General features: G+C 75.1%; 10 protein-coding genes and 1 pseudogene. 8 read left to right on the top strand and 3 right to left on the bottom strand.

The window, feature by feature from the left end; genetic code table 11:
* The first annotated feature begins 234 nt into the window (after positions 1-234).
* The 3 genes from ACGFZF_RS33350 to ACGFZF_RS33340 all read left to right on the top strand — a co-directional run bounded on the left by ACGFZF_RS33350 (position 235) and on the right by ACGFZF_RS33340 (position 16,064).
* Positions 235-1,278, top strand: coding sequence for an iron-siderophore ABC transporter substrate-binding protein (locus tag ACGFZF_RS33350; protein WP_393560384.1), 1,044 nt, complete (start codon positions 235-237; stop codon positions 1,276-1,278).
* Positions 1,279-1,491: 213 nt separating this feature from the next.
* The gene (locus tag ACGFZF_RS33345) at positions 1,492-15,852 is read left to right on the top strand and encodes an amino acid adenylation domain-containing protein (protein WP_393560382.1); all 14,361 of its coding nucleotides are present in this window, start codon (positions 1,492-1,494) and stop codon (positions 15,850-15,852) included.
* On the top strand, positions 15,849-16,064 hold the full coding sequence (locus tag ACGFZF_RS33340; protein WP_393560380.1) for an MbtH family protein: 216 nt from the start codon (positions 15,849-15,851) through the stop codon (positions 16,062-16,064). Before ACGFZF_RS33345 ends, ACGFZF_RS33340 begins: the two co-directional genes overlap by 4 nt.
* Before the next feature lie 194 nt (positions 16,065-16,258).
* Here ACGFZF_RS33340 and ACGFZF_RS33335 read toward each other — a convergent pair whose 3' ends face one another.
* Together ACGFZF_RS33335 and ACGFZF_RS33330 are read right to left on the bottom strand one after the other, a co-directional pair.
* Positions 16,259-18,166 carry an ABC transporter ATP-binding protein gene (locus ACGFZF_RS33335; RefSeq protein WP_393560377.1) on the bottom strand — a complete coding sequence of 636 codons (1,908 nt, stop codon included), beginning with the start codon at positions 18,164-18,166 and terminating at the stop codon, positions 16,259-16,261.
* Positions 18,163-19,860 (bottom strand): ABC transporter ATP-binding protein, encoded by a 1,698-nt coding sequence (locus ACGFZF_RS33330; RefSeq protein ID WP_393560375.1) that lies wholly within the window; start codon positions 19,858-19,860, stop codon positions 18,163-18,165. Before ACGFZF_RS33330 ends, ACGFZF_RS33335 begins: the two co-directional genes overlap by 4 nt.
* Before the next feature lie 262 nt (positions 19,861-20,122).
* Between ACGFZF_RS33330 and ACGFZF_RS33325 the strand changes: the two genes are divergently transcribed.
* From ACGFZF_RS33325 to ACGFZF_RS33305, 5 genes are all read left to right on the top strand, one after another.
* Entirely contained in the window at positions 20,123-21,193 is a 1,071-nt protein-coding gene (locus ACGFZF_RS33325) for a FecCD family ABC transporter permease (protein WP_393560373.1), read from the top strand.
* Positions 21,190-22,305: a FecCD family ABC transporter permease gene (locus ACGFZF_RS33320; protein ID WP_393560371.1), complete on the top strand. Its 1,116-nt coding sequence runs from the start codon at positions 21,190-21,192 to the stop codon at positions 22,303-22,305. Before ACGFZF_RS33325 ends, ACGFZF_RS33320 begins: the two co-directional genes overlap by 4 nt.
* On the top strand, positions 22,302-23,339 hold the full coding sequence (locus tag ACGFZF_RS33315; RefSeq protein WP_393560369.1) for an ABC transporter ATP-binding protein: 1,038 nt from the start codon (positions 22,302-22,304) through the stop codon (positions 23,337-23,339). Before ACGFZF_RS33320 ends, ACGFZF_RS33315 begins: the two co-directional genes overlap by 4 nt.
* Before the next feature lie 145 nt (positions 23,340-23,484).
* Positions 23,485-25,065 carry an amidohydrolase gene (locus ACGFZF_RS33310; protein WP_393560527.1) on the top strand — a complete coding sequence of 527 codons (1,581 nt, stop codon included), beginning with the start codon at positions 23,485-23,487 and terminating at the stop codon, positions 25,063-25,065.
* Positions 25,062-25,286 carry a hypothetical protein gene (locus ACGFZF_RS33305; protein ID WP_393560367.1) on the top strand — a complete coding sequence of 75 codons (225 nt, stop codon included), beginning with the start codon at positions 25,062-25,064 and terminating at the stop codon, positions 25,284-25,286. Before ACGFZF_RS33310 ends, ACGFZF_RS33305 begins: the two co-directional genes overlap by 4 nt.
* 144 nt (positions 25,287-25,430) lie before the next feature.
* Here the strand turns inward: ACGFZF_RS33305 and ACGFZF_RS33300 are convergent.
* Positions 25,431-25,751, bottom strand: a pseudogene (locus ACGFZF_RS33300) (acetylglutamate kinase); the annotation flags it as partial.
* Between the last annotated feature and the right edge of the window lie 19 nt (positions 25,752-25,770).

Raw genomic sequence — 25,770 nt, 5'->3', positions numbered from 1 at the left:
CCCCGGCCGGCCGCGCGGACCGCACCGGCCGCGCGCCGCCGCGGGCCGCGGCCGCCCGGCCCCGCGGACCCCTCCCGGCGTACCCTCCCGGCCCGCCGGACACCCTGTCCGTGCCCGCCCGGCACCCCGATCCCCCCACGCGAGCCACCCCCCCCGCACGCACCACCCCGCCGGGCCCGCCGCCGCGTGCGGAGCGCCCGGTACGCACCGTGAAACCCCGTGAAAGGAACACCCGTGTCCACAGGTACACGTCCCGTGCTGACGAGGATCGTCAGACACGTCCCCCGCGTGGCGGTCGCCGCCGTCGCCGCGCTCGCGCTGACCGCCTGTGGGGGCGGTACGGAGAAGACCGAGTCGAAGCCGTCCGCCCCGGCGGGCGGCACCTCGGCCGCCTTCCCGGTGACGGTCGAGCACAAGTACGGCAGCACCACGATCGAGGCGGAGCCGAAGCGGGTGGTGACGCTCGGCCTGTCCGACCAGGACGCGGTCCTCGCGCTCGGCGTCAAGCCCGTGGGGGCGGTGGACTGGTTCAAGGAGCAGCCCTACGGCAAGTGGCCCTGGGCCAAGGACAAGTGGGGCGGCACCGCCCCGCAGATCGTCGGTGAGCGCGACGAGTACAACATCGAGAAGATCGCGGCGCTGAAGCCGGACCTGGTCATCGCCCAGTACTCGGGGATGAAGAAGGAGCAGTACGACACGCTCTCCAAGTTCACCAAGGTGGTCGCCCAGCCCAAGGGCCTGCCCGACTACGGCGCCTCGTGGCAGGTGATGACCCGTCAGATCGGCAGGTCCCTCGGCAAAGACACGGAGACCGAGAAGCTGATCTCCGGCATCGACGCGCGGTTCAAGGCCGTCCGCGAGAAGCACCCCGAGTTCGCCGGGAAGACCCTCGCCGTCGCCGACAGCTTCGAGGCGGGCAAGTACTCGGCGTTCACCAAGACGGACCCCAAGGCGATCTTCTTCTCCGAGCTCGGCTTCACGCTGAAGCCCGAGATCGACACACTGGCCAAGCCGGGCTGGAACGTGGCCGAGCTCAGCGCCGAGAAGCTGAACGTGCTGGACGTGGACCGCCTGGTCTGGGTGACGTCGAGCACCGAGTCCGACAAGCGCATCAAGGCGGAGCCGCTCTACAAGAAGCTGAAGGTCCACCAGGAGAAGCGGGACCTGTTCGTGCCCTACCAGGACCCGGACATCGGCGCCGCGTTCTCCTTCAACACGGTGCTGTCGATCCCCTACGCGATCGACGAGATCGAGCCGCTGGTGGCGGCCCTCAAGTAGCCGCCACGCCCGGGGCGCCCCGGGGGACGCGTGCGACGGCATGCCGGGCAGGTGTGCCGTCGACGTGCGCGGCGGAGGCGCCCGCGTCCTCGCGATCACGCCCCGGGCCGCCCGCGCACGCGCGGCGGAACCCCTCCGCGCGCCGCGCCAGGCCTCGCGCCCCCAGCACCGCACCTCACCGACGCATCAGCCAGGGAAAGGTCACTGCGTACGATGTTTGACGTCGAGTCGGACCCGGCATCCCCGTCCGGAGCACCCCTGACCGGCGGGCAGTCCGGCATCTGGCGTGCCCAGCAGATCGAGCCGGACAGCACCGCCTACAACATCGTCTACGTCCTCGACCTGCGCGGTGCCGTCGACGTCGACCGACTGGCCCGCGCCGTCCGGCAGGCCGTCGAGGAGGCCGCGTGCCTGCACGTGGGCTTCGGCTCCGGTCCCGGCGGACCGTTCCAGACGCCCCGGCCGGCCACCGTCGACGTGCCCGTCGTCGATCTCCGCGGCGCCGCGGACCCCGAGCGGGAGGCCGCCGACTGGGCGGCCGCGGACCGTGAACGGCCCTTCGACCTCGCCCGCGGACCACACTTCGGCCAGGCGCTCCTGCGGCTCGCCGACGACCGTGTCCGGTGGTACCAGCGCTACCACCACCTCGTCCTCGACGGCATGGGCGTCGTCCTCCTCACCCGGCGGGCCGGCGACCTCTACACCCACCGTGACGACGCACCCGCGCCCCCCGACTGGGCCCTCGACCGGCTCGTCGCCGACGACGCGGCCTACCGCGCCTCCACGGAACACGCGGCCGACCGCGCCTGGTGGCGGCGGAACCTGGCGGGCCGGTCCGAACCCCCGCGCCTGGCCGAGCGCGCACCGTCCCTGACGACGCGGCGCCTGCGGCGCTCCGTCGAACTCCCCGCACCGGACGTCGCACGGCTGGACGCGATGTCCCGGGAGGCGGGGGTCCGGCCGTCCCGGGTCCTCGTCGCCGCGGTCGCGGCCTACCTGCACCGCACCTCCGGAGAGCAGGACGTCGTCCTCGGCCTCCCGGTCACCGCCCGGCGAGGCGCCGCGGCGGACGTGCCCGGCATGGTCTCCAACATCGTCCCGCTGCGCCTGACCGTCGGCCCCGGCACGACCGGCGCCGACCTCGTGACCGAGGTGCGCGGCGCGGTCGACGGCGCGGTCGCGCACGGACGCCACCGCGCCGAGGACCTGGCCCGGGACCTCGGGCTCGTCGACGGCGTCCAGGAACTGGTCGGCCCCACCGTCAACGTGCTGCCCCGGCCCGACCTGCGCTTCGCCGACCTCCGCGCCGACCTCGTCCCCTTCTGGCTGGGCCCGGTCGGCGACCTGGCCTTCACCTTCGCCGAGACCGAGACCGGGACCGGGACCGGGACCGCGGGCGGCAGCGGCCTCGTGCTGCACCTCGACGTGGACGCCGAGGTGTGCGACGAGGAGCGACTCCGCGCCCACGAGGCCCGGTTCCTCGCTCTCCTGCGGGCCCTCACCGAGCACCCCGGCCGGCCCGTCGGCCGGATCGACCTCACCTCGGACGCCGAACGCGATCGCCTGCTCGGCGAGTTCGGCGTGGCACCCCGCGAGGTCGCGGAACTCTCCTGGCCCGCCGCCTTCGAGGCCACGGTCCTGCGCTCGCCCGACGCCGTGGCGCTCGTGTACGAGGACGACGCGCTGACGTACGCGGAACTCGACGCCGCCGCCAACCGGCTCGCGCGCCATCTCGGCACGCGGGGCGTGCGTACCGAGGACGTCGTCGCGGTGGCCCTGCCGCGCTCCCCGGACCTGGTCGTCGCGTTGCTCGCGGTGATGAAGGCCGGTGCCGCCTACCTGCCCCTGGACGCCGACCACCCGGCGGACCGGATCGCGTACATGCTGGCCGACGCGGGGGCCCGGACCGTGATCACCGTGCGGGAGCTCGCGGAGGCGCTGCCGCCGGCCCCGGGCGTCACCCCGGTCCTGCTCGACGACCCGGCCACCTCCGACGCCGTCGCCGCGCTCGACGCCCGCGCCCCCGGAGTGCCGGTCGCCCTGGACCAGGCCGCCTACGTCATCTACACCTCCGGCTCCACCGGGCGCCCCAAGGGCGTCGTCGTCCCGCACGACGGCGTCGGCAGTCTGGTCGCCACCGCCGTCGACCGCATCGGCGTCACCGCCGCGAGCCGGGTCGTCCAGTTCGCCTCGGTGGGGTTCGACGTGGCGGTCTGGGACCTGATCATGTCCCTGTGCGTGGGCGGCCGGATCATCCTCGTCCCCGCCGAGCGCCGCGTCGCGGGTCCCGCCCTGACCGAGTACATCGCGCGGCACCGGGCCACGCACATGATCTTGCCGCCGTCGCTCGTCTCCGCGCTGCCCCGGGAGTGCGAACTGCCCGACGGCGCCGTCCTCGTCGTCGGCACCGAGGCCGTGCCCGCCGAGCTGATCGCCCGCTGGGCCGGACGCGTCCGGGTCGTCGTCGCGTACGGCCTCACCGAGGCGAGCGTCAACTCCACGCTGTGGACGGCCGATCCCGACCGGCCCGGACCCGCCCCCATCGGCAGGCCCGACCCCAACACCCGGGCCTACGTCCTCGACGCGGCGCTCCGCCCGGTGCCCGTCGGCGCCGAGGGCGAACTGTACGTCGCGGGCCGCGGCCTGGCCCGCGGCTACCTGGGCCGCCCGGGCCTGTCGGCGGAGCGCTTCGTCGCCGACCCGTTCGGCGAACCCGGAACCCGTATGTACCGCACCGGCGACCGGGTGCGCTGGGGTGCCGACGGGAACCTGGAGTTCCTGGGCCGCTCCGACGGACAGATCAAGATCCGCGGCCACCGCATCGAACCGGGCGAGGTCGAGAGCGCCTTCATGGCCTGCCCCGGTATCGCCCAGGCCGCCGTACGCGTGCGGGAGGACCACCGGGGCGTCAGGCGGCTCGTCGCCTACCTCGTGACGACCGCCGTCGCCGTCGCCGATCCCGGAAGTGCCCCGGCCGCCGAGGCGAGCGCCGACGCCGGAAGCGCCCCGCCCGCCGACGCGGCGGTGGCGGCCGCACGCGCCCGAGTGGCCGCCACGCTGCCGGACCACATGGCGCCCTCCGCCGTCGTCGTCCTCGACGGCCCCCTCCCGCTCACCCCCAACGGCAAGCTCGACGACAAGGCGCTGCCCGAGCCCCGGTGGACCGCCGCGAGCGGGGCCGGCACCCCGAGCACCCCGGCCGAGGCGACCCTCGCCGCCCTGTTCGCCGACGTCCTCGGTCTGCCCACGGCCGGCGTCCACGACAGCTTCTTCGCCCTCGGCGGAGACAGCATCGTCGCCATCCAGCTTGTGAACCGGGCCCGTGCGGCCGGTCTCGTCATCACTCCGCGCGAGGTGTTCCGGCACCGGACCGTGGCCGCCCTCGCCCGGATCGCCTCCCGGACCGGCACCCCGGCCGCCCCGGAGCACCGGGTGACCCTCGACGAGGACGCCCTGCCCGTCTCCCCGCTCCAGGAGGGCTTCTTCTTCCACGCCCACTACGACGGCGGGGCACCGGACCTCTACCTCGTCCAGGAACTCCTCGACCTCACGGGCCCCGTCGACCCCGACCGGCTGCGCCGCTCGCTGCAGTCGCTCCTCGACCGGCATCCCCTGCTGCGGGCCTCGTTCCGCCAACTGCCCGACGGCGAGGTCGTCCAGCGCCTCGCGCCCCGGGTCACCCTGCCGTGGCGGGTGGCCGACACGGCCGTGACCGGCCTCGACGAGCTGCTGCGCGCCGACCGGAGCGAGCCCTTCGACCTGGACCGGCCGCCCCTGATCCGCGCCACCCTCGTCAGGGACGGCGGGCGGCACCGGCTGCTGCTCACCCTGCACCACATCGTCGCCGACGGCTGGTCGGTCGCCCTCCTGCTGCGCGAACTCGCCGCCGTCCACCGGGGAGCCGTCCTGCCCGCGCCGGTGGATCCCCGGCCTTGGCTCTCCTGGCTCGCCGGCCGCGACCGGGACGCCGCACGAGAGGCGTGGCGGGCGGCCCTCGCCGGACTTGCCGGCCCCACCCGGCTCGTACCGGGCCCGGCCGCGGACACTCCCTACCGGCCCGAGCACGTGGACACCCGGCTTCCGCGGGACCTGACCCGGGAGCTCACCGCCTGCGCCAGGACCCACGGACTGACCCTGAGCACGATCGTGCACGGTCTGTGGGGGCTGCTGCTCGGCGGGCTGACCGGCAGCCGGGACGTCGTCCTCGGCACCACGGTGTCCGGGCGGACCACCGAGGTCGAGGGCCTGGACACGGCGGTCGGCCTCTTCGTCAACACCGTGCCGGCCCGGGTGACGCTCCGCCCGGCCGAGACGCTGACCGACCTGCTGCGGCGCGTCCAGGACGAACACGCCGCCCTCCTCGACCACCAGCACCTCGGTCTCGCCGACATCCAGCGGGTCGCCGGCGGCGGCGAACTCTTCGACACCCTGGTGGTGTTCGAGAACCACCCGACCGCCGACCCGGCCGCGGGCCGGGAAGCCGCGGCGGCACCAGGGGGATCCGGCGAGCTCGTGATCGAGACGTGCGAGGTCCTCGACGCGGTGCACTACCCGCTCGCGCTGGTCGTCCAGCCGGCCGACGACGGTCTGCTGCTGCGGTTCAAGCACGACGGCGCCCGCCTGGACCGGGTGTCCGTGGCCGTGCTCTCCAGCCGGTTCACGACCCTGCTGCGCACCCTCGTCTCCGAGCCCGGCCGCCTCGTCGCCCGCACCGGCCTGCTGTCCGAGCGGGAGCGCGAGCACCTCGCCGGGACGAACGCCACCGCGCACCCGGTCCCCGAAGCCACCCTGGCCTCGCTCTTCGACCGGCAGGCGGCCCGTACCCCGCACGCCCCGGCCGTCGTCTTCGAGGACACCACCCTCAGCTACGCGGAACTCGACCGCCGGGCCGAAGCCCTGGCCCGGCGCCTGCGGGCGGGCGGAGCGGGGCCGGAGCGGTACGTGGCGGTCGCGGTGCCGCGCTCGGCCGAGCTGATGGTCGCCCTGCTCGGCGTCCTGAAGGCGGGCGCCGCCTACCTGCCCGTCGATCTCGACTACCCCGCGGACCGTGTCGCGTTCATGCTCCGCGACTCGGGTGCCCGCACCGTGGTCACCACCGCCGACGCGGCCGGCCGCCTGCCCGCCGTACCGGGCCTCGCGCACGTCCTCGTCGACCGGGACGCCCCCGACGAGCCCGTCCCCGACGCCGCCGTCCGGCACGCGCGTCCCGACCACCCCGCCTACCTCATCTACACCTCGGGCTCCACCGGCCGGCCCAAGGGCGTCACCGTCACCCACCGCGCCATCGTCAACCGGCTCGCCTGGATGCAGAGCACGTACGGACTCACCTCCGACGACCGGGTGCTCCAGAAGACCCCGTCCAGCTTCGACGTGTCGGTCTGGGAGTTCTTCTGGCCGCTCACGGAAGGGGCGACGGTCGTCCTCGCCCGCCCCGACGGGCACCGCGACCCGCACTACCTCGCCGGGCTCGTCCACACCCGGGGCATCACCACGCTGCACTTCGTGCCGTCGATGCTGGCCGCCTTCCTGCGCGCCGTCTCCGACGCGGACCTGCCCGACTGGGCGGCCGGCCTGCGCCGGGCGTTCTGCAGCGGCGAGGCGCTCTCCGGCGCCGACGCCCGGCGCTGGTGCGCGCTCACGGACCGCCCGGGCCGCGGCCCCGTACCGCTGCACAACCTGTACGGCCCCACCGAGGCGGCCGTGGACGTCACCGCCTTCCCCTACGACGGCGCCGACGACCAGGCCGTCCCCATCGGCCGCCCCGTCTGGAACACCCGGCTCCACGTCCTCGACCCGTTCCTGCGCCCGGTGCCCGACGGCGTGCCCGGCGAGCTCTACCTCGCCGGCGTCCAGCTGGCCCGGGCCTACCACGACCGCCCCGCCCTCACCTCCGAGCGGTTCGTCGCCGACCCGTTCGGGGCACCGGGGGAGCGCATGTACCGCACCGGGGACCTGGTGCGGCGCCGCGCCGACGGTGCGGTCGAGTACCTCGGCCGCACCGACCGGCAGCTGAAGATCCGCGGCAACCGCGTCGAGCCGGGCGAGATCGAGACCGCCCTCGCCGGCCTGCCCGGCGTCGCCCGCGCGGCCGTGACCGTCCGGGACGGCGCCCTCGTCGGCTACGCCGTCCCCGCGCCGGGCACCGCCCCGGACGGCGAGCGGCTGCGGGTGGCACTGGCCGACGCGCTGCCCGCCCCGATGGTGCCCCGAGCCGTCGTGGTCGTCCCCGAACTGCCCCTGACACCCAGCGGGAAGCTGGACCACCACGCCCTCCCCGCGCCGGACGCCCCACCCCGGCCGGCCGGGCGCGCGCCCCGCGACGACCGCGAGCGCGCCCTGTGCGAGATCTTCTCCGAGGTCCTCGGAGCACCCGGCGTCGGCGTGGACGACGACTTCTTCGTACGGGGCGGCGACAGCCTCACCTCGATCGCCGTCGCCACCCGCGCCCGCGCCAGGGGGCTGATCCTCGGTCCCCGTGACGTCTTCGAGTGCCGCACACCCGCCGCCCTCGCCGCCGCCGCGCACGCGGCCGGCACGGCCGAGGCGACCCCGACCCCGAGTCCGACCTCCGAGGTGCCCGTGCCGCCCGACGGCGTGACCGTCTCCGCCTCCGACGCGGGCCCGGCCGCCGCCGCCCTCCAGGCGATGCTGGCCCGGCACCGTGAGTCCGGCGCCCCGGTCGACCCCGCGCTCAGCGCGCTCCTCGACCGGCTGACCGCCGCCGGGCCCCCGGAGCCCCCGGCCGACCCGCCGCTCGGAGGGCTGCGGCTCTCCCCGGAGGAGACCGACCGCATCCGTGCCGCCGCAGGCATGCCGGTCGCGGACGTCTGGCCGCTCTCCCCGCTCCAGGAGGGCATGTACTTCCACGCCACCTACGACGCGGGCGACGCCCTCGACGTCTACCAGTCCCAGGAGACGCTGGACTTCGACCACCGCGTCGACGCGGACCGGCTGCGCGCCGCCTGCCGGACGCTCCTGGAGCGCAACACCGGCCTGCGCGCCGGATTCACCAGCGACGGCCTGCCCCGGCCCGTGCAGTTCATCACCGACGGCGCCGAGATCCCCCTGACGGAGGTGGACCTGTCCCAGCTGCCCGCCGACGCACGCCGGGCGAGGACGGCGGAACTGCTGGCCGCCGACCGCAGGCAGCGCTTCGACCTGTCCGCGGCCCCGCTCTGCCGCCTCCTGCTGATCCGGCTCGACGACGGCCGGGACCGGCTCGTGCTGACCCGGCACCTCATCCTCTGGGACGGCTGGTCCGCCTGGCTGTTCCTGGAGGAGCTCTTCACGCTGTACGAGCGGGCCGGCGACGCGGACGGCCTCCCCGCCCCCGGCTCGTACCGCGACTACCTGGCCTGGCTGGACCGCCAGGACACCGCGGCCGCCCTCGACGCCTGGCGCCGCGCCCTCGAAGGGTTCGCCGAGCCCACCCTGGTCGCCCCGTCCGGACGCGACGGCGGACCGGTCATCCCGGTGGACCACGAGGTCCTCCTCGCCGAGGAGGCCGGCGACCGGCTGCGCACCCTCGCCCGGCGCCACGGACTCACTCTGAACACCGTGCTCAACGCGGCCTGGGGACTGGTGCTCGCCGCGACGACGGGCCGCGACGACGTCGCCTTCGGCACGGCCGTGGCCGGACGCCCGGCGGACGTGCCGAACGCGGCCGGCATCATCGGCATGTTCCTCAACACGGTCCCCGCCCGCATCGCCTTCGCCCCGGACGAGCCGCTGCTCGACCTGCTGCGCCGGATGCAGTCCGAACGCGCGGCGGTCATGCCCTACGACCACGTCGGCCTCGGCACCCTGCAGCAGGAGACCGGTCACCGCCGCCTGTTCGACACCCTGTTCGTCCTCCGCTCGGCCGACGGCGAGGACCGGGCCGAGGCGCTCCGGCGGCGCCACGGCATCACCGGGGTGTCCAACGTGGACGGCACCCACTTCCCCCTCACCCTGATCGTCACGCCCGGTGCCCGGCTGCGGGTCACCCTGGCGGCCAGGCCCGACCTGTTCGACGCCGAGGACGCGACCACGATCCTCGCCCGCTTCACGACCGTCCTCGACCGGCTCACCGACTGCCTCGCCGTCGCCGACACCGCCGGCCGGACCGGGACCGCCGACCCGACCCGGACCGCCGCCGTCGACCTGCTGCTGCCCACCGAGCGCGCCGCGCTCGTCGCCGGCCACGGAGGCGGACGCGAGCCGGTACCGGACGAGACCGTCGCCGACATGCTCGCCGCCCAGGCGGCCCGCACCCCGGACGCGAGGGCCCTGGTCTTCGGCGAACGCGAGCTCACCTACGCCGAACTGGACGCGTACGTCAACCGGCTCGCCCGGCTGCTGCTCGCCCGGGGCGCCGGGCCGGAGAAGGTCGTCGCACTCGCCCTGCCGCGGTCCATCGACATGGTGGCCGCCCTCTTCGCCGTCCTGCGGACCGGCGCCGCCTACCTGCCCCTGGACCTCGACCACCCCGCCGACCGGCTCCGCCTGATGGCGCTCGACACCGGACCCCTGTGCCTGGTCTCCACGACCGCCGTCGCCCCCGCGCTGCGCGCCGCCGAGGGGCCCGTCGCACCCGAACTCCTCCTGGACGACGAGCCCGTGGCCGCCGAGCTGGCGGACCTCCCGGACGAGGAGATCGCCGACGAGGAACGCCCCGCGTTCGCCCGCGACGTGCCGGACCGTCTGGAGCACCCCGCGTACGTCATCTACACCTCCGGCTCGACGGGCCGCCCCAAGGGGGTCGTGACCCCCTACCGGGGGCTGACGAACATGCAGCTCAACCACCAGAAGGAGATCTTCGACCCGGCCATCGCCTCCGCCGGCGGCCGGCGCCTGCGGATCGCGCACACCGTGTCCTTCGCCTTCGACATGTCGTGGGAGGAACTGCTCTGGCTCGTCGAGGGCCACGAGGTGCACGTCTGCGACGAGGAGCTGCGCCGCGACGCCGAGGCCCTCGTCCGCTACTGCGACCTCCACCGCGTCGACGTGGTCAACGTGACGCCGACGTACGCCCAGCTGCTCATCGAGGAGGGCCTCCTCGACCGCGACGAGGCCACGGGCAGGCACCGGCCCGCACTGGTCCTGCTCGGCGGGGAGGCCGTGCCCGACACGGTGTGGACGAGGCTGCGCCGCACCCACGGGGTGTACGGGTACAACCTGTACGGCCCCACCGAGTACACGATCAACACCCTCGGCGGATCCACCACCGACAGCGCGACGTCCACCGTCGGCGTACCGATCCGCAACACCCGCGCCCACGTGCTGGACGCGATGCTGCGGCCCGTGCCCCCCGGCTGCCCCGGCGAGCTGTACATCGCCGGCACCGGCCTGGCGCGCGGTTACCACGACCGTCCCGCCCTGACGGCCGAGCGGTTCGTGGCCGACCCGTTCGGCGAACCCGGTGAACGCATGTACCGCACCGGCGACCTCGTCCGGCAGCGCCCCGACGGGCTGCTCGACTTCCTGGGCCGCACCGACGACCAGGTCAAGATCCGCGGCTACCGCGTCGAGCCGGCCGAGATCGCCACCGCGCTCGCGGAACACCCGGACGTCGCCCACGCGGCCGTCGTCGTGTCGGAGAACGCGGGCACCAGGCGCCTCGTCGGCTATGTCGTGCCGCAGGAGGGCACCGAGCCCGGGGACGCGCTCACGCGGCGGCTGCGCGACCACCTGAAGGCCGGCCTGCCGGACTACATGGTCCCCTCGGCGTTCGTCACGGTCGGGACGCTGCCGCTGACCGTCAACGGCAAGCTGGACCTCAAGGCCCTCCCCGCGCCCGACCTCACCGGCTCCGGGGGCGGCCGGGCTCCCCGCACCCCCCGCGAGGAGACCCTCCGCGACCTCTTCGCCGAGGTGCTCGGGCTCCCCGCGGACGGCGTAGGCATCGACAGCGACTTCTTCGAGCTGGGCGGCCACTCGCTGCTGGCCACCCGCCTGGTCAGCCGCGCCCGTACCGCCCTCGACGCGGAGCTGGCGATCCGCGACCTCTTCGAGGCGCCCACCGTCGCCGAGCTCGTCGAGCGTGCCGCCCGCGCCGCCGGCGCCGCGCGGCCGAGGCCCACCGCCGGCGACCGGCCCGGCGAACTGCCCCTGTCCCACGCCCAGCAGCGGCTGTGGGTCGTCCAGCAGATCGAGTGCACCTCGGCCGCGTACAACTTCCCCCTCGTGATGCGGCTGCGCGGCGCGCTCGACCGCACGGCGTGGGCCGCGGCGCTCGCCGACGTGACGGCCCGCCACGAGGCGCTGCGCACGGTCTTCGCCACGTCCGCCGACGGCCGCACGTACCAGCGGATCCTCCCCGCCGACGAGGCCCGCCCCCCGGTGGAGCACCTGCGGGCCGGCGAGGACGAGCTGCCCGGCGTCGTCGACGCGGCCGCCAACCGGCCGTTCGACCTCGGCGCCGAACTCCCGCTCCGCGCCGTGATCGTGGAACTCGCGCCCGAGGACCACGTCGTCGTCCTGGTACTGCACCACATCACCACCGACGAGTGGTCGGACCGCCCCTTCCTGCGCGACCTCGCCACCGCCTACACGGCGCGTCTCGGAGGGGCCGCCCCCGCCTGGGAACCGCTGCCCCTCCAGTACGCCGACTACGCGCTCTGGCAGCGGCGGCTGCTCGGCGACGCCGCGGACGAGGACAGCCTGGCCGCCCGCCAGCTCGACCACTGGCACGAGACCCTGTCCGGCGCCCCGGAGGAGCTGGAGCTCGCGGCCGACCGGCCGAGGCCCGCCCGCCCGGTGTTCTCCGGGGCCGCTCTGGACCTCGCGTTCGACGCCGGCACCCACGAGGGCCTGAAGCGGCTCGCCCGGGAGACCGGCACCAGCATGTTCATGGTCGTGCACGCCGCCGTCGCCGCCCTGCTCCACCGCGAGGGCGCCGGCACGGACATCCCCCTCGGCGCACCCATCGCGGGCCGGAACGACGACGCGCTGGACGACCTGGTCGGCTTCTTCGTCAACACCCTGGTCCTGCGCACCGACCTCGGCGGGGACCCGTCCTTCCGGGAGCTGCTCGCCCGGGTCCGCGCGACCGACCTCGCCGCGTTCTCCCACGCCGACGTGCCGTTCGAAGCCGTCGTGGAGAAGCTCAACCCCACCCGCTCGCTCTCCCGGAACCCGCTCTTCCAGGTGATGGTGGGTCATCACGCCCGCGGCGACGAGGGGCCCCGGCTGCCCGGCCTGCGCGCGGAGTACCTGCCCGTGCGGATCCGCTCGGCCAAGTTCGACCTGGTGTTCAGCTTCACGGAACGGATCGCGGCACAGGACGGCGCCGGCTCGCTCGGCTGCCGCCTGGAGTACGCCACCGAGCTGTTCGACCCGGAGACCGCCGAGCGGATGGGAGACCGGCTGCGGACGCTGGTCGCGGAGCTGGTCGCCACCCCCGAGCTGCCCCTGTCGCGGCTCGGGACCCTCGCCGCCGACGAACGGCGCCTGGTCCTGGAGGACTTCAACGGCATGGCGCGCGAGGTCGACGAGGAGCCGCTGCCGGTCCTCTTCGCCCGCCGGCTCGCCGAGCGGCCCGACGCCGTCGCGGTCGTGGACCGCGCCCGCTCGGTCACGTACGCGGAGCTCGACGCCCGTGCGAACCGCCTCGCCCGGCTCCTGGCCGCGCACGGCGCGGGGGAGGAGAGCGTGGTCGGCGTGGCCGTGCCCCGCTCGGTGGACATGGTGGCCACGGTGCTCGCCACGTCGAAACTGGGCGCCGCGTTCCTGCCGCTCGACCTCGTCCACCCCGGCGACCGGCTCGCGTACATGATCGAGGACTCCGGCGCCGTCCTGGTGGTGGGCACGGAGCCCGTCGCGGGGAAGATCCCGGACGTGGCGGGCGTCCCCGTGATCCTGCTCGACGCCCCGGAGACGGCCGGGACCCTCGGCACGCTGCCCGACCTGCCACCGGACACCGGGCCGGTCGGTCTCGACCGTGCCGCGTACGTGATCTACACGTCCGGATCCACCGGCCGGCCCAAGGGCGTCGTCGTGCCCCACGAGGGCATCGCCAGCCTGGTGGCCACCGCCGTCGACCGGATGGGTCTGGAACGCGACAGCCGCGTGCTCCAGTTCGCGTCGATCGGCTTCGACGTCTTCGTCTTCGAACTGGCGATGGCCCTGTGCCACGGCGGCCGGCTCGTCCTCGTCACCGACGAGGCGCGGGTCGCCGGACCGGCGCTCACCGACTTCCTCGCCGAGCAGCGGATCACCCACATGATCCTGCCGCCGTCGCTGGTGTCGGCGCTGCCCCCCGGCTGCGCCCTGCCCGAGGGTTCGACCGTGCTGGTCGGCACCGAGACCGTCCCACCGGACCTGTTCGAACGGTTCGGCGACACGGCCGACCTGATCTGCGCCTACGGACTCACCGAGGCGACGGTCAACTCCACGCTCTGGCCCGCCCGTGAACACGGCGGCAGTCCGTCCGGCCGGGTGCCCATCGGCCGGCCCGACCCCAACACCCGCTGCTACGTCCTCGACGAGCGGCTGCGGCCCGTCCCGCCCGGTGTGGCGGGCGAGCTGTACGTCGCCGGACGCGGCCTCGCCCGCGGCTACCTCGGCAAGCCCGGGCTCACCTCGGACCGGTTCGTCGCCGACCCGTTCGGAGCGCCCGGGGCGCGGATGTACCGCACCGGCGACCGCGCGCGCTGGCGCAGGGACGGCAACCTCGACTTCCTCGGCCGGGTCGACACCCAGGTCAAGGTACGGGGCTTCCGCATCGAGCTCGGCGAGATCGAGGCGGCGCTGGCCGGGCACCCGTCCGTCGCCCAGGCCGCGGTGGTGCCCGACCGCGACGGCGACATCGTCCGGCTCGTCGGCTACGCGGTGCCCGAGTCGGGCGAGGCGGACCCGCGGGAGCTGCGCGCCCACGTGGCGGCGCTGCTGCCCGAGTACATGGTCCCCGCGCTCGTCGTCCCGCTGGACGGCCCGCTGCCGCTCACCCCGAACGGCAAGCTGGACCGCAAGGCGCTGCCCGCCCCGGACTGGTCCGCCATGACCGGTGACACCCGTCCGGCCACCGGGACGCAGGCCCGGCTCGCCGGCCTGTTCCGCGAGGTCCTCAAGCTGGACGGCGTCGGCGTGCACGACGACTTCTTCGCGCTCGGCGGCCATTCCATGGCCGCGATGCGGCTCCTGGGCCGCATCCGCGCCGAGTTCGGCGTCGAGCTCGCCCTCCGGGACGTCTTCGACGCGCTCACCGTCGCCGGGATCGCGGGCAAGCTGGCGGGCGCCGTCGCCGCGGCCCGCCCCGCACTGCGACCCCGCACGGACCGGGACGGCCCGCGGCGGATCGCGCCCGGCCAGCGCGCCCAGTGGCGGTCGTACCGGAGCGACCCCCGCTACGACCACGCACTGGTCCTCCGCTCCCCGGACGGACTCGAGCTGGACGCCGTCGCCGCCGCCCTCGCCGACGTGGTGGCACGGCACGAGCCGCTGCGCACCGCGTACACCGAACGGGACGGCGAGGTGGTCCCGCGCCCGGCCGATCCACCCGCGCTCGCCGTCGAACGCTGCACGGACCTGGACGACCGGCTGACCGAACTCGCCGCGGAGCGACCCGACCCGGAGACGGAGGCGCCCCTGCGGGCACGGCTGCTCGGCGCCCCGGACGGCAGCCGGGCACTCCTGCTGACCATGCACTACCTCGCGGTCGACGAGTGGTCGGTCGTGCCCCTGCTGCGGGACCTCGCCACGGCCCACGCGGCCCGCGCGAAGGGCCTGGCACCCGCATGGGAGCCGCTGCCGGTCACGTATCCCGACTACGCCCACTGGGCCCACGAGGCGCTCGGCGACCCCGCCGACCCCGACAGCCCGGGCGGCCGGCAGCTCGCCTACTGGCGACGGAGGCTCGCGGGCGCCCCGGGACGGCTCGCGCTGCCGGCGGACGGCCCCCGGCCCGCCGCCCGGAGCACCTCCCACCGCCCCGCGGGCCAGGTCGGCTTCGTCCTCGACGAGGAACTCCACGAGGCCGTGGACCGGCTCGCCCGGGCCACCGGCACCAGCATGTTCATGGTGCTGCACGCCGCCTTCGCGACCCTGCTCACCGCCCACGGGGCGGGCACCGACCTGCCGCTGGGCACGATGGTCGCCGGGCGCGCCGACGACCGGCTCGCCGATCTCGTCGGCAGCTTCCTCAACACCGTCGTGCTGCGTACCGACACCGCGGGCGACCCCACCTTCACGGAACTGCTGTCCCGGGTCCGGGAGACCACGCTGAGCGCCCTCGACCGGCAGGACGTCCCCTACGACGAGGTCGCCATGGCCACCGGGCTGCCCCCCGAGGGACCCCAGGTGACCGTGGTCCACCACGAGCAGGCGGACCTGGCGGAGCTGGAGGGCGGCCTGGGCTCCCTCCGGGTCGTACCGACCGGCTCGGCGCGCGCGGAACTGACCCTCGGTTTCCACGAGCCGCGCGGCGCCGGTCCGGTGCACTGCGCGCTCACCCACGCGACCGACGTGCTCGGCACCGCCGAGGCACGGCGGCTGGCCGACGAACTGACGGCGCTCCTGCGCACCGCCACCGCCCGCCCCGGGCAGCCGCTCTCCGAACTGTTCCCCGTCCCGTCCCAGAGGAGTGACCACGCATGACCACCAACCCCTTCGAGGACCCGCAGGGCAGCTTCCTGGTCCTGGTCAACGACGAGAACCAGCACTCGCTGTGGCCGTCCTTCGCCGAAGTGCCGGCCGGGTGGCGGACCGTGTTCGGCGAGGACACCCGCGAGGCGTGCCTCGCCCATGTCGAGAGCAACTGGACCGACCTGCGCCCCGCGAGCCTGATCGCCCGCCAGGACGCGACCTGACCTGACCGGCCCACGACGTCGCCGCCCCACGGAGATCCGCTCTCCGCGGGGCGGCGACGTGCTGCGCCCGAGGGCGAGGTGCCGCGGACTCTCGGTCGCGGGCTCCGGGGCGAAGGGTGTCCTGTGGACCGGTCTCGTCCTGCGTCGGGCGTCCCTTCGCCGTCACGCCGTCACGCCGTCACGCCGTCAGCGCGTCACGGTGTCGTCCTCGCCGGCAGATCGGGGTCGCCCGACGGCGGGGGGACGCGCTCCGCGGGCCCCTGACGGCCGGCCGACCACGCCGCCCAGAGTTCGGCGTACCGGCCGCCCGCCGCGACGAGTTCGTCGTGTGTTCCCGTCTCGACGATTCTGCCCCGGTCGAGGACGACGACGCGGTCGGCCGTCGCCGCCTGGGGGAGCCGGTGGGCGACGACCAGGCCGGTTCGTCCCTCCAGGGCGCTGAGCGCCGCGCTCTCCAGCACGCGCGCGCCCGCGCTGCCCGCGTCCGCGGTGGCCTCGTCGAGGATGGCGACGGGCGGGTCGGCGAGGACCAGGCGGGCCAGCGCCAGGTGCTGCGCCTGGGTGACGGTCAGCCGGTGCCCGCCCTCGCCGACGACCGTGGCCAGGCCGTCGGGCAGGGCCCGCGCCCAGTCCAGGGCACCTACTCGGGCCAGTGCCGCACGCAGCTCCTCGTCCGTCGCGCCGGGCCGGGCCAGCCGCAGGTCCTCGGCCAGCGGGCCCGCGAACACATGGACCTCCTGGCTGATCAGGGTGACCGTGCGCCGTACGCCCTCCGGGCCCAGGTCCCGCACGTCGACACCGCCCAGGGCGATCGATCCGGACACCGCCTCGTGGACACCGGCGACGACCTTGGCGAGGGTCGTCTTCCCCGCGCCGCTGGCGCCCACCAGGGCCACCCGCTCGCCGCTGCGGACCTCCAGGCCGACGTCGTGCAGCACCGGCCGGCCTGCCTCGTAGGCGTGGCACAGCGCCACCACCCGGACCGAACCGTCCGCCGGGGAGCTCCCGCCCCCGGAGTCCGGCTCGACCGGAAGGTTCGTCACCCCGATGAGACGGGCGAAGCCGGCACCCGCCGACTGGGCGTCGTCGATGAGGAACAGCGCGGCGTTGATCGGGTTGAAGAGACTGTGGAAGTACAGCGCGGCGGCGGTGGCCGTGCCGATGCTCACCGATCCGTCGTCGACCAGCAGGAAGCCGGCCACGAGCACGGCGGCCAGACCGATGAACTCGCCGAGGTTCAGCCGGGAGAAGAACCCGGTCACGATGTGCAGGCCGCGCAGCGCCACGTCGCGGGCCGCCTCCGACCGGCGTTCCAGGAGGGCGGCGTGCGGGTCGCTCAGCCGGAAGGCGCGCACGGTCCGCACACCGCCGATGCTGTCGAGCAGCTGGTGCTGCAGCGCGCCGGTGGCGACGCGGTGCTCGGCGTACACGGGCGCGGCCCCGCGCAGGTACCAGCGGACGGACAGCACCTGGACGGGGAGGGCGAGCAGCACGGCCGGCAGGAAGCGCCAGTCCAGGACGGCGAGTCCGGCGAGTGTCAGCACGATGGTGAGGGCGGAGCGGGTGAACTCGGGCAGCGCCTGGCGCACCGACTTCGCGATCACGGACACGTCGCTGGTGACCCGGGAGACCAGGTCGCCCGAGCCGGCCGCCTCGACCCGCCCGAGCGGCAGCCGGAGCGCCCGCTCGACGAACCGCTCGCGCACGGCCGCGAGCACGGTCTCGCCCAGCCGGGCCACGAGACTGCCGCCGAGCGCGGCCGCAGCGCCGCGCGCCAGCGCCACCGCGACGAGCAGGGCCAGGGGCACCGTCAGGGCGCGGGTGCCCCGCCGCTCGACCACCACGTCGACGACGTGACCGAGCAGGGGAGCGGTGAGCAGGCCGATCGCCGTGCCGGTGACGAGGACCCCGACGGCGGCCGCGGCCAGGAGCCGGTGGCCGCGCAGGATCACGCGGAGCGCCGCCAGGCTCTCCGCGCCGGTGGCGGTCGGCAGCAGCGGCCGGTCGTTCCCGGCCGCCGCGGCGGCGCTCCCGGTCTCCTCCGGCGGGTTCGGGTCCGCCGGCGCGGTGGCGACGGCGCGGTGTTCCCCGGTGGACGTCATGCGAGCACCGCCGCCCGGTAGGCCCCGTCGGTGGCGAGGAGTTCGGCGTGGCTGCCGTCGGCGGCCACGGCGCCCTCGTCGAGCACCACCACCCGGTCGGTCACCGCCAGGAGGGCGGGGCTGGTCGTGATCAGTACGGTGGTACGGCCCCGGCGGAGGTCCCGCAGCCGCGCGGCGATCCGCGATTCGGTGACGGTGTCCACGGCCGTGGTCGGGTCGTGGAGCACCAGTACGGCACGGTCCGCGGCGAGGGCCCGGGCCAGGGCCACACGCTGGCGCTGGCCGCCGGACAGCGATCTGCCGCGCTCGGCGAGCACGGTGTCCGTCCCGTCTGGCAGCAGCCCGGCCACCTCGTCCGTCGCCGAGGCGGCGAGCGCGTCGGCGAGGATCCTCGTACCGGCCGTCGAACCCGCCCGTACGTTGTCCAGCAGGCTGCTCTCGAACAGGGCGGCGTCGTGCGGCGCGACCAGGACCGCCCGTCGCAGGCCGTCCGGGTCGAGCGCGGTCAGCGGTACGCCGTCGAGCTCGACGTGTCCGCCGGCCGGGTCCGCCTCCCGGCCGAGGCAGCGCAGGAGGTCGTCGACGGCGGCCGGATCGCGGCTGACCACACCGGTCAGGCTGCCGGGGCGGATGTCGAGGTCCACGGACCGCAGGGCGCCGAGGTGCACCCCGCGCAGCCGGACGTGCCCGGCCGCGCCGTCCTGCGGCGCCGCCGTGCCTCCCGCCACGGCCGTGGGCGCGGCGAGGACGTCGGCGATCCGGCGCGCGGAGGCGCGGCCCTGCGCCAGTTCGGCGTTGACGTAGGTCAGCAGCTGGAAGGGACCGAGGAGGAACTGGGCGAGGCCCACCGCGGCCACCAGTTCGCCCACGCTGATGGCGCCGTCCATCGCGAGGTACGCGCCGGCGATGCCGATGGCCGCGACGAAGACCCCGGTCAGGGCGAGGACCGCGCCCTCGTGGCCCGCCCGGCTGCGGGCCGCGCGCAGCGCGGCGGTGAGCGAGTCCTGGCTGGTCCTCCGGTAGCGGGACACGGCCGCCGACTCCGCGCCCATTCCCTTCAGCACGCGGAGGCCGGTGACCAGGTCGGCGGCGACACCGGAGGCGTGCGCCGCCCGTTCCTGCTCGGTCTCGCTGCGGCGTTCGAGCGGCCTGCTGATGCGGTGTCCGAGCCAGAGCAGCGGCGGGATGCCGAGCAGGACGAGGAGCCCGAGCGGGACGGAGATGCGGAGCAGGGCCACCGCGCTGACCGCCAGGGCGGCGACGGCGGCGGCGCCGTACGCGAGGACGGTGGCCACCGATCCCACACGGCGGGCGTCGTCGGTGGCGATGCTGGTGAGCGCGCCCGGCAGCCGGTCCGCGTCGGCGCCGCCGCGCGGATCGAGCACGCGCTCCCCGAGCTCCAGCCGGAGGCGGTGGGCCGCGTGTTCGCCCGCTCCCTCCGCGATCCGGGCGCTGGTGCGGTAGCAGGTCGACAGGACGAGGAAGAGGGCCGCGAGGACGAGCAGCCAGCGCACCAGGTGCCCGGCGGAGCCGGTGGCCACGGCCGAGTCGATCGCCGCGCCGATCACCACCGGCACCAGGGCCTCGCAGCCCTGATGGGTCATTCCGAGCAGGGAGGCCGTGACGACACGACGACGCTGACCCCTGATCGCTCGGCGGAGGACGTGCCCCCCGGTCGGTCCTCCCGTTGGCATGCGACCTCCGCACAGACGGCAATCGGTTAGGTAAGGCTACTCTAATGTCGGGGTCGGGCCGAGGTCGCGAGGCGGTGCCTTTCGGTCCTTCGTTCGGGTCATCTCCCTTGCAGGGAAGGCGCGTTGACCGGCCATCAGGGGTTCGGTTAGGCTTACCTAAGTCGCTGGTCGTCGTCGTGCCGCGCCGCGGTCGCCCACGGTCGTCGGCAGTCGTCGGCGCGCCTCGGCGGGTCACCTGAACCACCGTCAGGGGGAGTGCGCGTTGCCGGTCGAAGCCCAGGCGGTGCCCGAGGACCGGACCACCGACCCGCCGCCCGCCACACGACCGACGCGGACCACCACGGCACTCCGGGGCGCGGGCCTGCTCGCGGTGCTCGCCGCACTCGTCCTCGTCGGACTCCTCAGCGTCTGGGTGGGCACCAGGGGCATCCCCTTCGCCGCCACGTGGAGCGTGCTGTGGGATCCCGACGGGTCGGAGACCTCCGTCATCATCCACGAGTACCGCGTCCCCCGAACCCTCCTCGGCCTCCTCGTCGGTGCGTCCCTCGGCCTGTCCGGTGCCCTGATGCAGGCCCTGACCCGCAACCCGCTCGCCGAGCCGGGGCTGCTCGGCATCAGCCTCGGATCCTCCGCCGGCGTGGTCGTGGCCATCGCCTTCCTCGGCGTCGGATCGGTGCTCGGCCACGTCTGGTTCGCCTTCGCCGGCGCCGCCGTGACCTCGGTGGCCGTCTACCTCCTGGGCGCCTCGGGACGCAAGGTCGCCAGCCCCGACCGCCTGGTCGTCGCCGGAGCGGCGGTGACCGCGGTCCTGTACGCCTTCAACGCGGCGGTCCTGCTGCTCCACCCGAGGGCCTTCGACCAGTTCCGCTTCTGGACGGTGGGCTCCCTCGCGGGCCGGTACCTCGACGTCGTGTACGTCGTCCTCCCGTTCGTCCTCACGGGCCTCGTGATCGCACTCGGGCTCGCCCCGTCCCTGAACGCCCTGGCCCTGGGCGACCAGATGGGACGCGCCCTGGGACTGAACGTCGGCAGGACCAGGGCCCTGGGCGCCGCCGGCGTCATGCTGCTGTGCGGCGCGGCGACCGCCGCCGCCGGGCCCATCGCCTTCGTCGGACTCGTGGTCCCGCACGTCGCCCGCTTCGTCGCCGGAACCGACCAACGATGGGTACTGGCCTACTCGATGCTCCTCGCACCCGTCCTGCTCATCGGCGCCGACGTCCTGGGCCGGGTGCTCGGAGCCCCCGGCGAGGTCCAGGTCGGCATCGTCACCGCCTTCATCGGCGCCCCGGTGTTCATCGCGATGTGCCGCCGCCGGAAGCTGGTCATGCTGTGAGCGCCGCGAAGGAGGCGGCCCGCTCCGCCGGGCAGACCCCGGACGCGCCCACCGCCGACCGTGCCCCGCGCGTCGTCAGCGGTACCGTGATCCGCAGCCGCGCGGGCTCCGTGTCCGTCCGGGTCCGGGGGCGCACCCTGGCCGCGTCCGCCGCGCTGCTCGGACTGCTCCTCGCGGTCGCCCTCGTGACCCTCGCCACCGGCGACTTCGAGCTCACCGTCGGCGAGGTCCTGCGGGCCGTGCTCGGACAGGACTCCGGCGGCGCCGACTTCGTCGTCAACACCCTGCGCATGCCCCGCCTGCTGACCGCCCTCGGCGTCGGAGCGGCCCTCGCCGTCAGCGGCGCCGTCCTGACGAGCCTGACCGGCAACTCCCTCGGCAGCCCCGACATCATCGGCTTCACCAACGGGTCGGCCGTCGGCGCGCTCGTCGTGATCATCGTGCTGCACGGCAGCATGACCCAGATCGCCCTGGGCGCGCTCGCCGGCGGCCTGGCGACCGCCGCCGCCGTGTACCTCCTCATGCTGGGCCGCGGGCTCCAGGGCTTCCGCCTGATCGTCGTCGGGATCGGCGTCAGCGCCCTGCTCCTGGCCGTCAACTCCTACCTGATCACCCGGGCGACCTGGCAGGAGGCCCTGGAGGCCCAGGCATGGCTGATCGGCAGCCTGGGCAACCGCGGCTGGCAGCACGCGAACGCCATCCTGCTCGCCGTCGCCCTGCTGCTCCCGGCCGCCTTCCTCTTCTCCCGGCGCCTGGGGATGCTGGAGATGGGCGACGTCACCGCCATGGCCCTCGGGGTGAACGTGGCCCGGACCCGGACGGCCCTGCTGATCGTCGGAGTCGCCCTCGCCGCCGTCGCCACGGCCGTGACCGGCCCCATCTGGTTCGTCGCGCTGGCGGCGCCGCAACTGGCCCGACGGCTGACCGGGTCCTCCGGTCCCGCACTGGCACCCGCCGCGCTCATGGGCGCGCTGCTGCTGGCCACGAGCGACCTCGCCGCCCAGCGCCTCTTCGCGCCCGCGCTGCTCCCGGTGGGGACCGCGACCGGCACCCTCGGCGGGCTGTACCTCATCTGGCTGTTGATCACCGAGTCGCGAAAGAGCCGCGCATGACCGCTACGTCACCGACCGCCGCGCCCTCGACCACGCCCACGGAGGCACCCGCCCCGACCGACCCGACGACCGACCCGAAGGCCGACCCGACGAGGGCCTCGACGAACGGCGACCGCCCGGGCTCCCGCCTGCGCGCCGTGGACCTCACGCTCTCGTACGACCGGCGGACCGTGGCCACCGGTCTGGGCGTCGACATCCCCGACCACTCGTTCACCGTGATCGTCGGACCGAACGCCTGCGGCAAGTCCACGCTCCTCAAGGCCCTCGCGCGGATGCTCAGGCCGCGGGCAGGGCAGGTCACCCTGGACGGCCGGGCCATCGCCTCGTACCGCTCGCGCGAGGTCGCCCGCCGACTGGGGCTCCTCCCGCAGTCGTCCACCGCACCGGGCGGGATCACGGCCGGCGACCTCGTCGCCCGGGGCCGCTACCCGCACCAGGGGATGCTGAAGCAGTGGTCCGCCGAGGACGAGGCGGCCGTGGTCGAGGCGATGCGGCGGACCGGGGTCCTGGAACTCGCCGACCGGCCCGTCGACGACCTCTCCGGCGGCCAGCGCCAGCGCGTCTGGCTCTCCATGGTGCTCGCCCAGGAGACGCCCATCCTGCTCCTGGACGAGCCGACCACCTTCCTCGACATCGCCCACCAGGTCGAGGTCCTCGACCTCTGCGCCGACCTGCACGCCCGGCAGGGACACACCGTCGTCGCCGTGCTGCACGACCTCAACCAGGCGTGCCGCTACGCCACCCACCTGATCGTGATGCGCCCCGGCGGCACGGTCGCGGCCGAAGGGGCCCCGGGCGGCGTCATGACCGCCGAGCTCGTCGAGGACGTGTTCGGGCTGCCCTGCCGGATCATCGACGACCCCGAGACCGGCACCCCGCTCATGGTGCCGGCCGCGCCCAGACGGTACGAGGCAGGGACGGCGGCGGGGGAGGACACGGCCGGCTCCGCGAACGGGTCCACGGCCGCTTCCGCCGCGGACTCCGCCACCACCGGTCCGGCGACGGCCGGCACGGGCCGGACATCCCGGCCGTAAGGGCCGTCCCGTAATCCGCGGCGGGCGCACCGCGGATTACGGGACAGCCCCTGGACATCCGTGACGCGGCCGGGCACCTCCGGCGGCGACCCGCGCTCCCGCCTGGCCCCACCTCCCCGACACCCCAGGACGGACCACCCGCATGATGCTCTGCACGAGGCTGACGAACGCCACCTTCCACACCATGGATCCGGACCATCCCGTCGCCCACGACCTGGGCATCTGGCGCGGCAGGATCGCCGGTCTCGACGACGCCGTCACCTCGCTCCCCGCACGCGAGGTCATCGACCTCCAGGGCGCCACCGTCCTCCCCGGCTTCATCGACAGCCACGTCCACCTGGCGTGGACGGGACTGAAGGCGAGCTCGCCGAGCATCGCCGGTCTCACCGACGTCGACGAGGTGCTGGCCGCCGTGTCGGACGCCGCCGCACGGACCGGCGCCCCGGGCGACTGGGTGCACGTCGGCGGCTACGACCAGCGGGTCCTCGGACGCCACCTGACCGCCGCCGAACTGGACCGGGTCGGCCACGGACGCCGGCTGTTCCTCATGCACCAGTCCGGCCACGCCTGCGTGGTCAACCATGCCGTGCTCGACCTGCTCCCGGACCACGTCCCCCACGACGACGGCCTGCTCGTGGAGAGCGCGATGGGGGCCGTACGGCGCCTGCGCCTGCCGTACGCGCAGCGCGAACTCGCCGACGCCATCGAGTACGCCGGCCGGGCCTGCCTCGCCGAGGGGATCACCGCCTGCGCCGAGGCCGGCATCGGCGGCGGACTGCTGGGGCACAGCCCCGTCGAACTGGGGGCCTACCAACTGCTCCGCGACGAGGGCCGGCTGCCGCTGCGGATACAGCTCATGCCGGGCGCCGACACCCTGCGGCCGGCCGGCGCCCACGAGCGCGACGGCATCCCGCGCGCCCTCGACCTCGGCCTGCGGACCGGCTTCGGCGACGACTGGCTCTCCGTCGGCGCCCTCAAGATCTACACCGACGGCGGCATGATGGCCCGCACCGCCGCCCTCACCTCCCCCTACGAGGGCACCGGCGGCACCGGTCAGTTGCAGGACGACCCCGACCGCCTCACCGACCTGGTCGTCGACGGGCACCTCGGCGGCTGGCAACTCGCCGTCCACGCCATCGGCGACCGCGCCGTCGACCTCGCACTGGACGCTCTGGAGCGGGCGCACACGCTCAGGCCCCGCGAGGACGCCCGCCACCGCATCGAGCACGCCGGACTGGTCCGGCCCGACCAACTGCCACGCTTCGCCCGGCTCGGTGTCAGCGCGGTCGTCCAGCCCAGCTTCCTGCGCTACTTCGGCGACGACTACGCGACGGTGATGGGGGAGCGGCGGGCCCCGTGGATGTACCGGGGGCGGAGCTTCCTCGACCACGGGGTCACGGTCGTCGGCAGCTCCGACCGGCCGGTCACGGACGGCTCCCCGCTGCGCGCGATCCAGTTCATGGTCGAACGCGCCTCCACCTCGGGCCGGTCGATCGGCCCGGACGAGGGGATGACCGTCGACGAGGCACTGCGCGCCTACACCGTCGCCGGCGCGTACGCCTGCCGGTGGGACGGGAGCGCCGGCAGCCTCACTCCCGGCAAACGGGCCGACCTCGTGGTCCTCGGCGACGACCCGCGCCGTGTCGACACCTCCCGGATCGGCGACATCGAGGTCGTCACCACCTTCGTGGACGGCCGCGACGCCGAGGAGGCGGGCAAGCCGTGAGCACCCACGCCGGCCTCGCGCCGTGGGCGCACCTCTGGCAGCCTCCGACGTCGCCGCCCCGCTGGGTCATCTGGACCGCGGGCGACGACACCATGGTCTTCGACAGGCTCCTCAACATCCCCGCGCCCGTCGCCGACGCGGTACTGCCCGAGGTGCTGCGCCGGATGCGCCGGGCCGGCGCCCCGGAGAGCGACGACTACCCGGGCCGCGCCTGCGGCTGAGGGCCGTCCGGACCGGCCTCGTCTCCAGAGCGGACCTGGAAGGAACGCCGTGAGGCGTGACCGGCCCGGGCCGGATCGGCACCGCTCCGACGGATCGGCACCGCCCGGACCGTCCGGGCGGTGCCGTCTCCTCGCCGTACAGGGCTACCCGCCCGGCTCCTCCCCGCCGGTGCGGTCCGTCCGGGCGTCCGGGACGATCGTGGTGCCCGGGGCCTTCGCGGCGAGCACGCCGTGGAGCACCGCGTGCGGCACCCGGCCGTCCAGGACGTGCGCGCGGGCGACACCGGCCCGGACGGCCCGCAGACAGCCCTCCATCTTCGGAAGCATCCCGCTGTCGAGCCGCGGCAGCAGCTCGCTCAGTCGTGTGGCCGTCAGGTGCTCGATCACCTCGGTGCCGTGCGGCCAGTCGGCGTACAAGCCGGCCACGTCGGTGAGCATGACGAGCCGGTCGGCGCCGAGGGCCTCGCCGGCGTGGCGCACCGGG

It is taken from the genome of Streptomyces sp. NPDC048338 (assembly GCF_043201055.1).
Taxonomy (GTDB): domain Bacteria; phylum Actinomycetota; class Actinomycetes; order Streptomycetales; family Streptomycetaceae; genus Streptomyces.
The sequence above is the reverse complement of the archived record's forward strand: the minus strand, read 5'-3'. Positions and strand labels throughout refer to the sequence as shown.

What these genes read in the sequence shown, in the direction of transcription:
- ACGFZF_RS33345 (WP_393560382.1), top strand. Translation starts at nt 1,492, where the DNA reads ATGTTTGACGTCGAGTCGGACCCGGCATCCCCGTCCGGAGCACCCCTG.
- ACGFZF_RS33340 (WP_393560380.1), top strand. Translation starts at nt 15,849, where the DNA reads ATGACCACCAACCCCTTCGAGGACCCGCAGGGCAGCTTCCTGGTCCTG.
- ACGFZF_RS33335 (WP_393560377.1), bottom strand. Translation starts at nt 18,166, where the DNA reads ATGACGTCCACCGGGGAACACCGCGCCGTCGCCACCGCGCCGGCGGAC.
- ACGFZF_RS33330 (WP_393560375.1), bottom strand. Translation starts at nt 19,860, where the DNA reads ATGCCAACGGGAGGACCGACCGGGGGGCACGTCCTCCGCCGAGCGATC.
- ACGFZF_RS33315 (WP_393560369.1), top strand. Translation starts at nt 22,302, where the DNA reads ATGACCGCTACGTCACCGACCGCCGCGCCCTCGACCACGCCCACGGAG.
- ACGFZF_RS33310 (WP_393560527.1), top strand. Translation starts at nt 23,485, where the DNA reads ATGCTCTGCACGAGGCTGACGAACGCCACCTTCCACACCATGGATCCG.